Genomic DNA, 13,574 nt, shown 5'->3' on the forward strand with positions numbered 1-13,574 from the left:
AGGAATTCCCGTCATGACTGCCGCCGTTCGCAGCATTCCCACTCCCACTGCCATCATTCGCCTGGTCCTCGGGTGGGGTGCCTTCGCAGCACTCCTCTTAGCAGGCTCTCTGCTGGCTCCGCCCGTTGCAGGCCCACTCCTCGTCACTGCCCTGATCGCCATCGTCGGCGTCATCCTCATCTGCGCCTTCGGAGTCGTCCACGAGGCCGAGCATCTGGCCCGCCGCCTCGGCGATCCCTATGGTTCGCTGGTGCTCACCCTCTCGATCGTGCTCATCGAGGTGGTGCTCATCGCCGCCGTCCTCTTAGGCCCGGGCGAGCACGCGACGATCGCCCGCGACTCGGTCATGGCCGTGTCGATGATCATCCTGGGCGCCGTCATCGGACTGTGCCTGCTGGTCGCGGGGCTGCGGCACGGGAGTCTCGCCCATAATCGCACGGGCGTCTCAACGTATCTGTCACTCATCATCGTCCTCGCCGCCCTCGCCTTCGCCCTGCCGGCACTCATCGGCACGAATGGCAGCTACCAAACGTGGCAGGAGATCCCGATCATCGTGCTGACGATCGGCATCTATGCCTTCTTCCTCTACCGTCAGATGGGTGCTCAGGCCGCCGATTTCCACGAGGTCGATCCGCGTCTGACCAAGCCCGCCGAGGTGGCTCCGGAGTCCGCTTCGACCACAGTCGCGACCACGCAGAAGCAGGGCATCGTTGCGATCATCTCCGCCCACCGCGCCGAGATCATCGTGCGTCTGGCTCTGCTCATCACCACGGTCACCCCGATCGTGCTGCTCAGCCACGATATGGCGTCGCTGCTCGATGACGGATTGGGCCGCCTCGGCGCTCCTGTGGCTCTGTCCGGTGTCGTCATCGCGCTCATCGTCTTCCTCCCGGAGACGATCACCTCGATCAGGGCCGCATGGCAGGGTGAGATCCAGCGGGTGAGCAACCTGTGTCACGGGGCGCAGGTGTCAACGGTGGGGCTGACGATTCCGACCGTGCTGCTCATCGGGCTGCTCACCGATCAGCCGATCGTGCTCGCGGAATCCCCAGCCAATCTGCTTCTGTTCGCGGTCACGCTGCTGCTGTCGGTGACGACGTTCGCGGCGAAGAAGGTCACAGCCGTCCACGGTGCGGCCCACCTCGTCGTGTTCGCGATCTTCGGGATCACGCTCTTCTCGTGAGGAGGGAGGGCGCTTCGGTGCCCTGACTCTTTCTCGGCCTTTTATGGTGGCGACTACCTCAGTCTCCGCGCGTCTTGGCTGAGGTATTTGCACGGGTCAGACTCTCCCGCGGTGAGGAGATGGCGTGGCCCGCGGCGCATTCGACGACAGCCTTGACCGGTTCGCCGCAGTCACGGTGCAGCACTTCGAGCGGCGGGCCGCTTGAGCCTAAGTCGTGGCCACCCGAACCGCCATCGGGGCCAGTGCCGCCGTCGGGGCCGGCGCCGTGCTTGTCGCCCCAGCGCAGCAGAGAGATCATCACCGGGTAGAGGTCGATCCCCTTGCCCGTGAGTCGATATTCCTTGCGTGCTCGCCGGCCGGGTTCGCGGTAGGGCGTGGCCTCAAGGACACCAGCGGCGACGAGCTTGCGCAGCCGGTCGGAGAGCACTGGGTCCGAGACTCCGACATGGTCACGGATCTGGTCGAACCGGCGCACTCCGTTGAACGCCTCTCGGAGGATGAGCACGGTCCACTTCTCCCCGATGACATCCATGGTCTTCTGGATCGAGCATTCGGCAGTGTCGAATCCCAACCAGTCCATATGCGCTCCTTCGTTTGACCGCCTGATCCATTGTAGGCTAACTTCAAATTATTCAGCCAGCTCGAAGGGGAACTCATGAATCCGCAGTCGGACGCACTTCCAGATGTCTCACTTGCCTCAGCCAGCAACTTCGTCGCCGCCTCGGGACTCGTCATCGACGAGGTCACGAACACAAGCGTCCGCGGCCATGCCGATCTGGGCAGCGACCACCACACGCCTTGGGGCGTCGTCCACGGCGGCGTGTACACAACGCTCGTGGAGAGCACGGGAAGCATTGGTGCCAGCCACGCTGTGGGCGAGCGCGGCGAGTTCGCCGTCGGCATCCACAACGCCACCGACTTTCTGCGCCCGACCGCCGGCGCCCGCGTTGCAGTCGAGGGCACCGCCCTGCATCAGGGCCGGACCCAGCAGCTGTGGGAGGTCATCATCACCGACACCTCATCGGACAAGGTCCTGGCCCGCGGCCAGCTGCGCCTGCAGAACGTCCCCATGCCGAAGGAGGCCAACTGAGATGGGCACTGATTCGAGCACTCGCGAAACCACGGTGACCTGGAGCGACCCTTCAGAGGGGCTGGCGCTCCTGCCGACGTTGGACGGCATCGACTACCTGCGCAAGATCGCCGCCGGCGACATCCCCGGAGCACCCATCGGATCTCATATGGGTATGGAGATCGCCGAGGTGGGTGAGGGGACGGTCACGTTCCACTGCCATCCCGATGAGTCCCACTACAACCCGATCGGCATGGTCCACGGAGGGTTGGTCTGCACCCTCCTCGACTCGGTGCTCGGGTGCGCCGCACAGACCACCTTACCGAAGGGCACCGGCTATACCTCGATTGAGATCAAGGTCAATTACCTGCGCCCCGTCACCAAGGACAGCGGACCCCTTGTCGCCACAGGAAGAGTCGTCAAGCCTGGTCGCCGAGTGATCTTCTCCGAAGGCGAAGTCGTCGACAACAAGGGCAAGACGGTCGCCACCGCATCGGGCAGCCTGCTCGCCTTCCCATTGGAGACTAAGTAGGCGAGGCCCTGCGGCTGTGATCGACGACGTGATCGTCGGCTGCCCGGCGACCACCTCGGCGATTGTTCGCGGACTATTCCGTCGGTTCAGGCGACGATGAGTCGCCGGTCGAGCCATCCTCGTCGCCGTCCGCCGAGTTGGTGTCGCCGTCCGCCGAGGTGGCGCCACCGTCAGTCGGGCTCGTGTCGCCGTCGTTCGGGCTCGTTGGGGTTTCTGATGAGTTGGTCTCCGAAGGTTCACCCGACGACTCCGTCGAGTTCTTCTCGGTGGCCGATTCGGCCCTGGCGGTCTCGCCCTCACCCGGTTCCGGCCAGGCGACATCCTCGGTGAAGGCTGGCTAATCCGCACACGTGCCGAGCACGGCCTCCATCGCGTCCTTCTCCGCGGAGGCCACCGCCAGCCCGTACTTGTGCTTGACGGCAATCTGCCTGGAGACGTATTCGCACTGGAAGGCTTCATTCGGCGGCAGCCATGCGGCCGCGTCACCGCCGCCCTTCTGCCGCATGACATTCGCACTCACGGTCAGCAGGTTGAGAGGGTCGTTTCCGAACTCGCGGAGTTCATCGACGGACATGTCTGAGGCCCCGGTCTGCCAGGCATTTGAGCTGGAGACGATCTGATCGACATCGACATTGGCGGATCCGCGCTCGAAGGCATACGACTCGCCAAGGTAGTCGTCATCGAGCTCCCCCGCGATGGCTACACACCCGTTGGTCTCCGCCTCGATCTCAAGGTCCTTGAGGTCACGCCTGAGCGCATCGTTGCGTGTATCGCAGCCGTTGTCATCGACATCGGCGCTCCAGTCGAAGAGTTCCGGGTCGTAACCGGTCCTGTGCTCTTTGACCTTGACCTCGAGTTCGTCGAGCATCGACCGTGCCGCGCCCAATTCCGCGCCGTCTGCGCCGCGCTGTGGAGAACCGCTGCCGTCTTCACCGTCTGCTGCGGGCTTCGACTCGTTCTGCGTGGAGACATCAGGACCGGAATTTGCGGGCGCCTCCGAGTCGTTGTGCGATCGCGGTCCCGGGGCAGGTGCCGCCGAGGCTGACGGTCGTGAGGGTACCGGGTCGGAGTCCGCGGTTCCGCCTCCGCCGGTCGACCATGCCACATCGTTTCCGTTGATCTGGCTCGTGCCGTCGCTTCCACATCCGGAGAGCAATGCGAAGACGATTATGGCGAGAAGGGACACTGCCCGAATTCGAGTGCTGCGAGTAGCGACTGCGGAGTTCATCGAATTGGGCACGCTTGAAATGTTAGGGCAGGTTGTCACTATAGGGAACGGGGCTGACCAATCGGTAATCGATTCGTTATAAGTTGAAAACGAAACTGTCATAAACCGTGGACGCTGAGCCACCTCGGCGACTATTCGCAGCCGATTCCGTCACCATCACGGTCGAGGTGAGACGCATACCCCGGGTCACCTCGGCGAACGGGTGCGGCTCCGGCGTCACGGACGGCGGTGCAGTTCTTGTAGTAGACCGAACCCGAGGACCCTGAGCCGGAAGACGTCGACTTCTGGCCCGAATCGCTCGTCGAACCGGAGCCCGACTTCGACCCCGACGACGACTCCGAACCGGAGCTCGACTTCTTCTTCATTGAGGTGTCCTCTGCCGTCTTCGCATTGTCGCCCTCACCGGGATCGGGCCATGCGACGTTCTTCGTGAACGCGGGCTGGTCATCGCACGCGCCGAGGATTCGCTTCATCGCGGACTTCTCCGCTGCCACGACCCACAGGTCGTACTTGTGCTTGATCGCGATCTGGCGGGAGACGTATTCGCAGCGGTAGCTCTTGGCCGGCGGCAGCCAGGTCGCGGCATCTCCGTCGCCCTTCTGCCGGTTGAGGCTCGAACTCACGGCAAGCAGGTTGAGCGGGTCGTTGCCGAATTCCTTGAGAGTGTCCTCGTCGAACTTCGCGGCACCGGTCTGCCAGGCGTTGGAGCGGGCAACGATGTGGTCGATGTCGATGTTGTTCGGGTCCCGGTCGAAGGCGTAGGTCTCGCCCTTGTATCTGTCGTCCAGGTCGCCGGCGATGACGGCGCAGCCCTTCGTCCCTGCCTTGAGGGTGATGTCGTTCAGGTCCCGGCGCAGCACGTCGTTGCGGGTGTCGCAGCCGTTGTGGTCGGCATCGGATCGCCATTTGAACAGGTCCGCGTCGTAGCCGGTCTTGGGTGCGCGCCCCTTGACCTCCAACTCCTCAAGCATCGCCAGAGCTGTACCGGCAGTCGCACCGCCAGCCCTGCCCTGCTCGGTTTCCCCCGACTCATTCTGGCCTTCGCTGCTCTCGGCATCCTCGCTCGGGGCCGTGGTCTTGGGCTCGGCTTCGGGTTGCGCAGTCTTTTCGGTTGCCGCCTTTGTCTCTGAGCTCCAGGAAGCATCGTCAGCACTGGCTTCGACATCTCCGCCGTCGGCGCAGGCAGAGAGGAGAGCGAGGCTGAGGAAGGCGATGAGGACGAAGACCATGCCTGCACGGAAACGTGTCGTGGCATGGTTGAGGAAGGCGGAATGAGTCATGGGTGTCCAGTCGTGCAAAAAGGGTGAGAACGTGGTCGTGGACCGTGCGCGGCCAAGATGCCGCGTCGCGATCCACTACAGTCATAATATGGTGGCGCCGCACCGAAAGCACGCTGGCTGGGGACAATGAGACGGATTCGTTATTGGCCCACGTCACTCAGCATTGACTCGTGCCATGGTGGAATAGAACGAATTCGTCGGTGACGAAGGAAGGGAGTTGATCGTGCGACACGATGCAGAACGTCCTGAGTCGAATCGTCTGATCACCGGTGCCCCAATCCCAGGTCTCTGGATCCAGGTATTGGCGACGATGCGCGCAAATGCCTTCACCTGCCTCAGTCTTGCCGAGGTCCGGGCCGAAGCGCCTCACATCCTCATAGTCTCCCCCACCGCCGAGGTGGCCCGCACCTGCTTCGCCGATCTCCTTGACAGCGCTGACCCAGTCACCGGCACCCGTGCCACGGACGAGTTCATCACGATCATGACCGCGGAGGAGGTTGTGCCTGCCGACGTCGCCGCGGGGACGTGGGTCTTCCTCCCGCACCGACAGGACGGGTGGACGGAACTCGAGACCACCTCGGCGAGGGTGCGTGCGGCATTGGTCAAAGAGAACACGGTCCGGGAACGGGCTGAGAAGCTCACCCTCATCGAGTACGGGATCAACCTCTGGCTATGGGCCGAGCCTCCCTCGAGCGGCGGCGATCCCGTCTGCCACGCCGGCGAGCTCATCAGCTGGGAAAGCGCATGGGCACTCAGCGACACCTCTGACAACCTGAGCAAGACTGAAGCTCCACGCGATTCGGACAGTGCAGCAACCCGCCCGCCGATCTACTTCGGACTTCCAGACGTACTGCGCAGCCGTCGCCGGGACGCGTAAGACTCCGCAACCTGGTTAAGACGGCGGCCTAGTCAAGACGGCAACTGATCACGACACCGCGACGACGACTCCGGCGATGATGAGCAGGATGAAGTAGCCCCAGGCGTGGATGATCTCCGGGATCTTCGGCACTCGGCGACGCAGCAGCACGATCAGCGGGATCGCGCTGATGAGCAGGGCGAACGCCGAACGCAGGTCCACCGAGCCGACCATCCCCGGAACCGCAGTGGAGGCATGGGTCGTGATCGTGACGAGGACCGCTGGCAGCATGATCACCAAGGTCAGCGGGTTGGCCAGGGTGGTCGCCACGGTCATCGTCGACCCGGATCGGCGCATCATCGGCACCGTCATGACGCTGCCGCCGACGCCGAGGAATGACGCCAGGCCACCGATCGGGAATCCGAACAGGGCGGCGATGCCGCGACCGCCGTCGCTCAGGTTCTCATCGCGGACCTTCGCACCACCTCGGCGGAAGAAACCGGGACGGGCGAGCAGGTCGATGGCGGTCACTGCGATGTAGATGACGAAGCCCCACTTCAGCAGGGGCTCGGGAGCGAATTTGGCGCAGAATGCCCCGAAGGCCCCACCGGCGGCAAGGAGGATGAACAGCCACCACTCCCCTTTGATGTGGGCCAGGGTTTCGCGCTTCGTGGAGAGCGTGGAGACGACGGCGTTGACGAGCATGACCAGCGCCGAGGTGGCTGCGGCCACCCGTGCCGTGTCACTGCCGAGGTCGGCGTGGACGAGGGTGATGATCGGGACGGTGACGAAGCCGCCGCCGAATCCGAACAGCACAGTGGTCAATCCGACCAGAACGCCGACGAGCACCAACCCCAGAAAGTCCACTCGCCTATCTCACCCCACCGTCACCTCGGCGGGCAACCCCTGGGGCCTCGTCGGTCAGTCGTTCTTCCGGGCGAAGGCGAGCGCGAACTCCTTGCGACTGTCGGCGAGCGCCTCGCGTTCGAAGCTGTTCTTCCACGTCCGGTGCAGGCGCTTCTGCTGGGCGATGACCGCGCGGTCGGCCTTCATCGTCTCGTGCAGGTACTCCAGCGCTCGGGTCTCGACCGCATTGTCCTCGACGACTGTGTTGAGGAAGCCGCATCGATCCATGTCAGCCGCGGTGAAACGGCTGCCGGTGAGGATGAGCTCGGTGGCCTTCGTCCACCCCATGAGTCGGTGCAGATTGACAGATTCGAGGACCGAGGGGATGCCGATGCGCACCTCGGGCATCGAGTACCAGGAGTTGGTGCCGCCGACCCGGAAGTCGGCTGCTGCAGCGATCTCGGCCGCTCCCCCGATGCGGTAGCCTTCGATGGCGACGGCCACGGGCAGATCGCAGTTCTTGATCGCCTCGCACACCTGCCCCAGCCGAGTGATCGTCACGTGGGCAAGAGAGGCATTCGCATGCTTGAACTGCGAGGTGTCCATTCCCGCGGAGAAGCCCTTGTGACCCGCCGAGGTGAGCAGAACTCCGCGCAGCTCCTGATTGTCCGATGCCGCTTCGAAGGCGTAGATGAGCGCGTCGAGCATGCCCGGGCGCAGCGCATTCGCACTGGTGGTGTTGTCGATCGTGATCGTGAGGATCCCATCGTCGCTGCGGGTGCGTCGGATCATCAAGGGCTCACTTTCTGCGCCGAGGTGGCGCGAAGGATGTCGAGGAAGGCCAGCGCCGCTGCACTCGGGTTGAATTCACTCCAAGCGAGATATTCTATCCGCGTCGGACCATCGGTGATCGGCACAGTCGAAAGCCCGCTGTCTTCGGGCACGACGTCCGGTGCCAGCAGGGCCACGGCCAGGTTCTGGGCCACGAGATCGAGCATCACCTCGGTCGACATGACATCGAAGGCCACGGATCGGCTCAGTCCGGCAGCGGCGAAGGCTCGATCGGATTGGTACCGGCCCGGACTGCTTGACGGGAAGTCGACGAAGGTCTCGGCAGCCAGGTCCTCCAAGCGAAGTCCGCGACGCGAGGCCAGCCGGTGTTCGGGTGACATCACTGCGCTGAGGCGCTCGTGCGCGAGCACCTCGGTCGACACCCCCGTCGGGGCTGTGGCATCGGGGAGTCCGAGCACCGCCACGTCCATGGATGACTCTCGGATCGCGGTGACGAAGTCGAGGCTGCCACCGGCCGTCAGTCCAATCTCCACGTTCGGGTGGGCGCGATGGAAGACCCCGAGCGCGGCGGTGACGTCCACGGTCGTCACGGTCGGGATGGCCCCGATGAGCAGCCGACCGCGGAGGTCGCCCATGGTCGAGGTCGCCTCGGCGATGGCACGCTGGGCCGCGTCGAGAGTGGCCCGGGCTGCGGGCAGGAAGGCCGCACCGGCTTCGGTGAGTTCGACGCGTCTGCTGGTTCGGGCGAAGAGCTGGACGCCGAGTTCGTGTTCGAGGGTCTTGATCTGGTGGCTGAGCGCGGACTGCACGACATGCGATTTCGCGGCCGCGCGGGTGAAGTTGCGTTCCTCGGCGACGGCGAGAACATAGCGCAGCTGCTGCAATTCCATTCATCTATCGTGACAGATGATCGTTGGGATGAAAACTATGTGTTGGACTCATAGACCTGCCGCGTTCGATGCTGGAGTCATGACAACGACACGCTCTCCTGCTCCGGTCACCGGCCAGGCCACAGGTGGGGCGGCCCTGGTGACTGCGGTGACGGCACTGGCCCCGGCCGTCTGGGGCACGACCTACTTTGTGACCACAGCGTTCCTGCCCGCCGATCATCCTCTGTTCGCAGCGCTCATGCGCGCCCTCCCCGCAGGGCTCCTGGGTCTGCTCATCGCCCGTCGACTGCCCCACGGAGATTGGTGGTGGAAGACCCTCGTGTTGGGCACCTTGAACATCGGGATCTTCTTCCCACTGCTCTTCGTCGCCGCCGAGCGTCTGCCCGGTGGGGTCGCCGCCACCCTGGGCGCCACGCAGCCGATCCTCGTCACCTTCCTCGCAGTCATCGTCCTCGGCGAGGCCCTCTCTCGGTGGCGCCTGGTCTGGGGACTCGTCGGTGCGGTAGGCGTGGGCATGGTAGTGCTGGGTCCGGGTGCCGGCTTCGCCCCGGTCGGGATCTTCGCAGGCATCGGCGGGGCGGCATCAATGGGCATCGGGGTCATCCTCATCAAACGCTGGGGTCGACCAGCCGGGGTCAGCGCGGTGGGCTTCGCCGGCTGGCAGCTGAGCGCCGGCGGTCTCGTCCTGCTGGTCCCGACCCTGCTTATCGAGGGAGTTCCCGAGACCATCGACGGCGCCGGCCTCCTCGGCTACCTGTGGCTGGGCCTCATCGGCGGACTCCTGGCCTACACCCTGTGGTTTCGGGGGCTGGGCAGACTCCGCGTCACGGCAACGGCCCTGCTCGGCCTGCTCTCGCCCTTGGTCGCAGCCACCGTGGGCGTCGCCTTCGTTGGGGAGTCGCTCAACCTCGTCCAGCTCGCCGGATTCGCCCTCGCCCTGGCCGCCTTGTTCTGCGGTCAGCTGAGCCCACGCACTGAGAATGGAGAACGAAAATGAGAATCGCTGTCATCGGAGCCACCGGAATGGTCGGGTCTCGCATCGTCACCGAGGCGGCCGACCGTGACCATCACGTAATCGCAGCCTCACGCACAGCCCTTCACCAACCCCGAAGCGGGGTGACGTCGACGCAGGCAGATGCGAGCAATGCCACCGACCTCGACTCTGTGCTCGAGCGGGCCGATGCTGTCGTGCTCACCGTCCGCGTCGTGCCCGGTGAGGAGGATGCTTTCATCACCATCACCGAGGCGGTCCTTGCCGCCAGCGCTAGCGCCGACACCCCCCTCTTCGTCGTCGGAGGCGCCGGGCCGCTGCACTCACCCAAGGATCCTGATCGGCTCGTTGTCGACGACCCCGCCTTCGTTCCCGCAAGGTGGCGGACCACTGCCGCCGCCAGCGTCGCCCAACTTACGGCCTGCCGCGAACACTCGAATGAGAACTGGACCTATCTCAGTCCTCCAGCCGTTCTCGAACCCGGAGTTCGCACCGGCTCCTACCGACGCGGCACGACGACGCTGCTGACCGATCACGAGGGGCGATCGCACATCAGCGCCGAGGACCTCGCAGTGGCAGTCATCGACGAACTCGAGTCCCCGGGCACGGACCGCCACATCACGATCGCCTCGGAGCCACCTCGGCGGCCCTGAGATCATCTTGTATCCAAGATGGGTCCAAGATACGTTGTGTGGGTACACGACTGAGATAACGGAAGGCGTCGATGAAGACCCGCACGCGTGCACAGGCCAAGCTGATCACCGCACAGCTGCTCTCCGGTGCCGGAATCGCCTCCGGCTACGCGGTCGGCGGTCTGCTGGCCGAGGAGATCACCGGCAAGACCTCGATGGCGGGCATCGCGCAGATGAGCGTCATCCTCGGCGCCGGTTTCATCGCCTATCCCCTCGCGGTGCTGGCGGGCAGGGCCGGTCGGCGAACCGCTCTGACCTTGGGATTCGGCATCGGCACAATCGGTGCGACGGTCGTCCTCCTCGGCGTCGCCCTGCAGTTCCTGCCGCTGTTCATGCTGGGCATGATGCTGTGTGGCTCCGCGACGGCCTCTGGCCTGCAGGCCCGCTATGCCGCGGTCGATCTCGTCGATCCCGCGAATGCCGGGCGGGCCATGTCGCTGGTCGTGTGGGCGACGACGGTCGGCTCCGTGCTCGGGCCCAGCTTCACGGCACCGGGCGCGCACCTCGGCGCGGCACTGGGCATGAACGAACTGGCCGGGCCATACCTGATCTCGATGACCGCCTTCGGGCTGGCGACCTTGGTCGCGTCGACGCTGGCCAAGAAGATCAAGCCGGGATCAGCTCCGACTGCGGCGGATTCCGACCACAGCCCCCTCGCCGAGGCGGCCGCTGAGGATTCGACGAGCGAACCGCCGACGATGAAGCTGGGTCCGGCACTGCGCTTCGCGTCAGCGCGGCCGGTGCCGCTGTTCGCGATGATCACGATCATCGCCGGTCAGATGATGATGACCAACGTCATGGTCATGACCCCGGTGCACATGGACCACCAGGAATTCTCGCTCGGCGCGATCGGCATCGTCGTCAGCGTGCACATCGCCGGCATGTACGCCCTCTCCCCCGTATTCGGGTGGATGGCCGACCGTTTCGGTCCAGGAACGGTGATCGCCAGCGGCGTCGTCGTCTTCGCCACAGCTATCACCCTCGGCGTCATCGATGCCGCGGCCGAGGTCTCGTCAATGGTCCTGTTGAGCACGGCTCTGATATTCCTCGGCGTGGGCTGGTCGATGTTCCTCATCGGCGGATCCGCGCTGCTCACAGCCTCAGTGCCGCAGCATGCGAAGGTCACGCTGCAGGGTGCCTCTGATGCGGCGATGAACCTCGGCGGCGCTCTCATGGCCGGCATGGCCGGCACGGTGCTCCAGGCGGGGGGATTCCTGTGGATCAATATGATGGCCACGATCGTCCTCCTCATCGCCCTGGCGTTCTCGATCAGGGCGGTGCCTCTGATGCGCTGGCCCGGGCGAGAGCAACCTCTCGGCTCAGCCGACAGCACCGCAGAGGCGTCATATGCAGACTGAAGGGACCTCTCGGGTAGTTTGAGGGGAAGGATTCCGGCCGAAGCGATCGATGATCATCAGGTCCGGATATGACGTTTTCTGCAACACACGAGGAGAATCCGGTGGCGACGACCAGCAGCGGCGAGACCCCCAGCGCAGCCGAGCGCGCCTATCAGCTCATCCGCGCTCAGATCCTCAACAGCACCCATCAGCCGGGGACCATGCTGGGCGAGGCCGGTCTGGCATCCGAGCTCGAAGTCAGCCGCACACCGGTGCGGGTCGCTCTCGCCAGGCTGCAGGACGAGGGATGGATCGTCATCTACCCCAAGCGCGGAGCCATCGTCCAGGGAGTCGATCAGCGCACCATCGCCGAGCTCGCCGATGCCCGCTTCGTGCTGGAGACGACGGCCGTCGATCGGGCTCCGGATGCCCTGCGACAGAAACTCGCCGATGCCCTCGAAGCCTCGATCCAGGCTCAGCGTGATGCTTTCGATGCAGGTGACGTCGCCGCGTTCATCGACCTGACGCTTGAGTTCCATCGCGGCTTCGTCGAGGCCGGGGACAATCAGGTGATGCTCGAACTCTATTCCCAGCTTTCCGACCGGCACCGTTTCATCCTCTTCGCCTCGGGCGAGCGGCTCCTCGACCGGTGCGAGGCGATCATCGACGAACACGTCGCTCTGACCAAACACCTGAGCTCGGGCGACTCAGCGGCGTTTGCAAACGTTCTACGCGGGCACCTCGCAGAGAATGCACCGCCCACGGCCACCTCGGTGAGGTCATCGTCAGCCTTCGATTCGACGATGCTTCGGCGAGGGGTGTCCACTCCGCCCATACAGCAGTAGGCTGAAATCATGGAGCACAGATATCTTGGAAACAGCGGCCTGAAGATCTCGGAAATCACCTACGGAAACTGGCTCACGCACGGCTCCCAGGTGGAGAACGACACCGCGACGAAGTGCGTTCATGCCGCTCTCGATGCCGGCATCTCGACCTTCGACACCGCGGACGTGTACGCGAACACCGTGGCCGAGCAGGTCCTCGGCGATGCCCTCAAGGGACAACGTCGCGAATCCCTGGAGATCTTCACCAAGGTGTACTTCCCGACCGGCCCCAAGGGCCACAACGACACCGGGCTCTCCCGCAAACACATCATGGAGTCCATCAACGGCTCCCTGTCACGCCTGGGCACCGACTACGTCGACCTCTACCAGGCCCACCGCTACGACTACGAGACCCCATTGGAAGAGACCATGCAGGCGTTCGCGGATCTTGTCCGCGCGGGCAAGGCCCTCTACATCGGCGTGAGCGAGTGGAATGCCGATCAGCTGCGTGCCGCGCACTATCTGGCCCGTGACCTGGGCATTCAGCTCGTGTCGAACCAGCCGCAGTACAACATGCTCTGGCGCGTCATCGAGTCCGAGGTCGTCCCGGCCTCGAAGGAACTCGGGATCTCACAGGTCGTTTGGTCACCGATCGCCCAGGGTGTGCTCACCGGCAAGTACAAGCCGGGCCAGCCTGCCCCTGCCGGCTCGCGTGCCACCGACGAGAAGGGCGGCAAGGACATGATCACCGACCGCTACCTCGACGACGACACGCTCAATGCGGTGGCCAAACTCGAACCGATCGCAGCCGACCTGGAGCTGACAATGGCCCAGCTCGCCATCGCCTGGGTGCTTGCCAACGACAATGTGGCGACCGCGCTCGTCGGTGCCTCGCGTCCCGAGCAGGTGAAGTCGAATGTTTCCGCAGCCGGCGTGAAACTCGACGCCGAGGTGCTCGCGCGCATCGATGATGCCCTCGGTGATCGGCCTGTCACGGATCCATCGAAGACGAAGTCGCCGCCGACCCGGATCGTGTGACTGTTTCTTTGAGTTG

General features: G+C 64.6%; 16 protein-coding genes. 10 read left to right on the top strand and 6 right to left on the bottom strand.

Features of this window, described 5'->3' with window-relative positions; genetic code table 11:
* Positions 1–13 precede the first annotated feature (13 nt).
* Positions 14–1,183, top strand: a complete 1,170-nt coding sequence (locus CXR25_RS15145) for a calcium:cation antiporter (RefSeq protein WP_125240776.1) — start codon at positions 14–16, stop codon at positions 1,181–1,183.
* 58 nt (positions 1,184–1,241) lie between these two features.
* On the opposite strand, the gene CXR25_RS15150 is transcribed toward CXR25_RS15145, so the two are convergent.
* Positions 1,242–1,763: a winged helix-turn-helix transcriptional regulator gene (locus CXR25_RS15150; protein WP_069600804.1), complete on the bottom strand. Its 522-nt coding sequence runs from the start codon at positions 1,761–1,763 to the stop codon at positions 1,242–1,244.
* Between the two features lie 75 nt (positions 1,764–1,838).
* Between CXR25_RS15150 and CXR25_RS15155 the strand changes: the two genes are divergently transcribed.
* The 3 genes from CXR25_RS15155 (at position 1,839) to CXR25_RS15165 (ending at position 3,125) form a co-directional block, all read left to right on the top strand.
* A complete protein-coding gene (locus tag CXR25_RS15155; protein ID WP_009884869.1) occupies positions 1,839–2,273 on the top strand; it encodes a PaaI family thioesterase in 435 nt (144 codons plus the stop codon).
* Between the two features lies 1 nt (position 2,274).
* Positions 2,275–2,784: a PaaI family thioesterase gene (locus CXR25_RS15160; protein ID WP_009884868.1), complete on the top strand. Its 510-nt coding sequence runs from the start codon at positions 2,275–2,277 to the stop codon at positions 2,782–2,784.
* Positions 2,785–2,846: 62 nt separating this feature from the next.
* Positions 2,847–3,125, top strand: coding sequence for a hypothetical protein (locus CXR25_RS15165; RefSeq protein WP_069600805.1), 279 nt, complete (start codon positions 2,847–2,849; stop codon positions 3,123–3,125).
* On the opposite strand, the gene CXR25_RS15170 is transcribed toward CXR25_RS15165, so the two are convergent.
* Both CXR25_RS15170 and CXR25_RS18710 read right to left on the bottom strand, forming a co-directional pair.
* On the bottom strand, positions 3,122–3,970 hold the full coding sequence (locus tag CXR25_RS15170; protein WP_162619350.1) for an HNH endonuclease family protein: 849 nt from the start codon (positions 3,968–3,970) through the stop codon (positions 3,122–3,124). The two genes, CXR25_RS15165 and CXR25_RS15170, sit on opposite strands and share 4 nt — an antisense overlap.
* Before the next feature lie 173 nt (positions 3,971–4,143).
* Complete coding sequence (locus CXR25_RS18710; RefSeq protein WP_096158881.1) at positions 4,144–5,292, bottom strand: GmrSD restriction endonuclease domain-containing protein; 1,149 nt, start codon at positions 5,290–5,292, stop codon at positions 4,144–4,146.
* A gap of 223 nt (positions 5,293–5,515) precedes the next feature.
* On the opposite strand from CXR25_RS18710, the gene CXR25_RS15180 reads away from it, so the two are divergent.
* Positions 5,516–6,169, top strand: a complete 654-nt coding sequence (locus CXR25_RS15180) for a hypothetical protein (RefSeq protein ID WP_101583002.1) — start codon at positions 5,516–5,518, stop codon at positions 6,167–6,169.
* A gap of 48 nt (positions 6,170–6,217) precedes the next feature.
* Here CXR25_RS15180 and CXR25_RS15185 read toward each other — a convergent pair whose 3' ends face one another.
* From CXR25_RS15185 to CXR25_RS15195, 3 genes are read right to left on the bottom strand one after another with little or no spacing between them, the layout of a single operon-like run.
* Positions 6,218–7,015, bottom strand: coding sequence for a sulfite exporter TauE/SafE family protein (locus tag CXR25_RS15185; RefSeq protein WP_096159648.1), 798 nt, complete (start codon positions 7,013–7,015; stop codon positions 6,218–6,220).
* A gap of 54 nt (positions 7,016–7,069) precedes the next feature.
* On the bottom strand, positions 7,070–7,786 hold the full coding sequence (locus tag CXR25_RS15190; RefSeq protein WP_009884863.1) for an enoyl-CoA hydratase/isomerase family protein: 717 nt from the start codon (positions 7,784–7,786) through the stop codon (positions 7,070–7,072).
* Positions 7,786–8,676: a LysR family transcriptional regulator gene (locus tag CXR25_RS15195; protein ID WP_125240777.1), complete on the bottom strand. Its 891-nt coding sequence runs from the start codon at positions 8,674–8,676 to the stop codon at positions 7,786–7,788. Before CXR25_RS15195 ends, CXR25_RS15190 begins: the two co-directional genes overlap by 1 nt.
* A 79-nt stretch (positions 8,677–8,755) precedes the next feature.
* Here CXR25_RS15195 and CXR25_RS15200 point away from each other — a divergent pair, with 79 nt between their 5' ends.
* From CXR25_RS15200 to CXR25_RS15220, 5 genes are all read left to right on the top strand, one after another.
* A complete protein-coding gene (locus CXR25_RS15200; RefSeq protein ID WP_096167691.1) occupies positions 8,756–9,673 on the top strand; it encodes an EamA family transporter in 918 nt (305 codons plus the stop codon).
* The gene (locus CXR25_RS15205; protein ID WP_096157511.1) at positions 9,670–10,320 is read left to right on the top strand and encodes an NAD(P)-dependent oxidoreductase; all 651 of its coding nucleotides are present in this window, start codon (positions 9,670–9,672) and stop codon (positions 10,318–10,320) included. The genes CXR25_RS15200 and CXR25_RS15205 overlap by 4 nt, the downstream gene beginning before the upstream one ends.
* Before the next feature lie 71 nt (positions 10,321–10,391).
* On the top strand, positions 10,392–11,717 hold the full coding sequence (locus tag CXR25_RS15210; protein WP_114384484.1) for an MFS transporter: 1,326 nt from the start codon (positions 10,392–10,394) through the stop codon (positions 11,715–11,717).
* Between the two features lie 68 nt (positions 11,718–11,785).
* Positions 11,786–12,541 carry a GntR family transcriptional regulator gene (locus tag CXR25_RS15215; RefSeq protein ID WP_096167687.1) on the top strand — a complete coding sequence of 252 codons (756 nt, stop codon included), beginning with the start codon at positions 11,786–11,788 and terminating at the stop codon, positions 12,539–12,541.
* Between the two features lie 9 nt (positions 12,542–12,550).
* Positions 12,551–13,558 (top strand): aldo/keto reductase family protein, encoded by a 1,008-nt coding sequence (locus tag CXR25_RS15220; RefSeq protein ID WP_096167685.1) that lies wholly within the window; start codon positions 12,551–12,553, stop codon positions 13,556–13,558.
* Positions 13,559–13,574: the final 16 nt, after the last annotated feature.

This window comes from Brevibacterium aurantiacum (assembly GCF_003932995.1).
GTDB lineage: Bacteria > Actinomycetota > Actinomycetes > Actinomycetales > Brevibacteriaceae > Brevibacterium > Brevibacterium aurantiacum.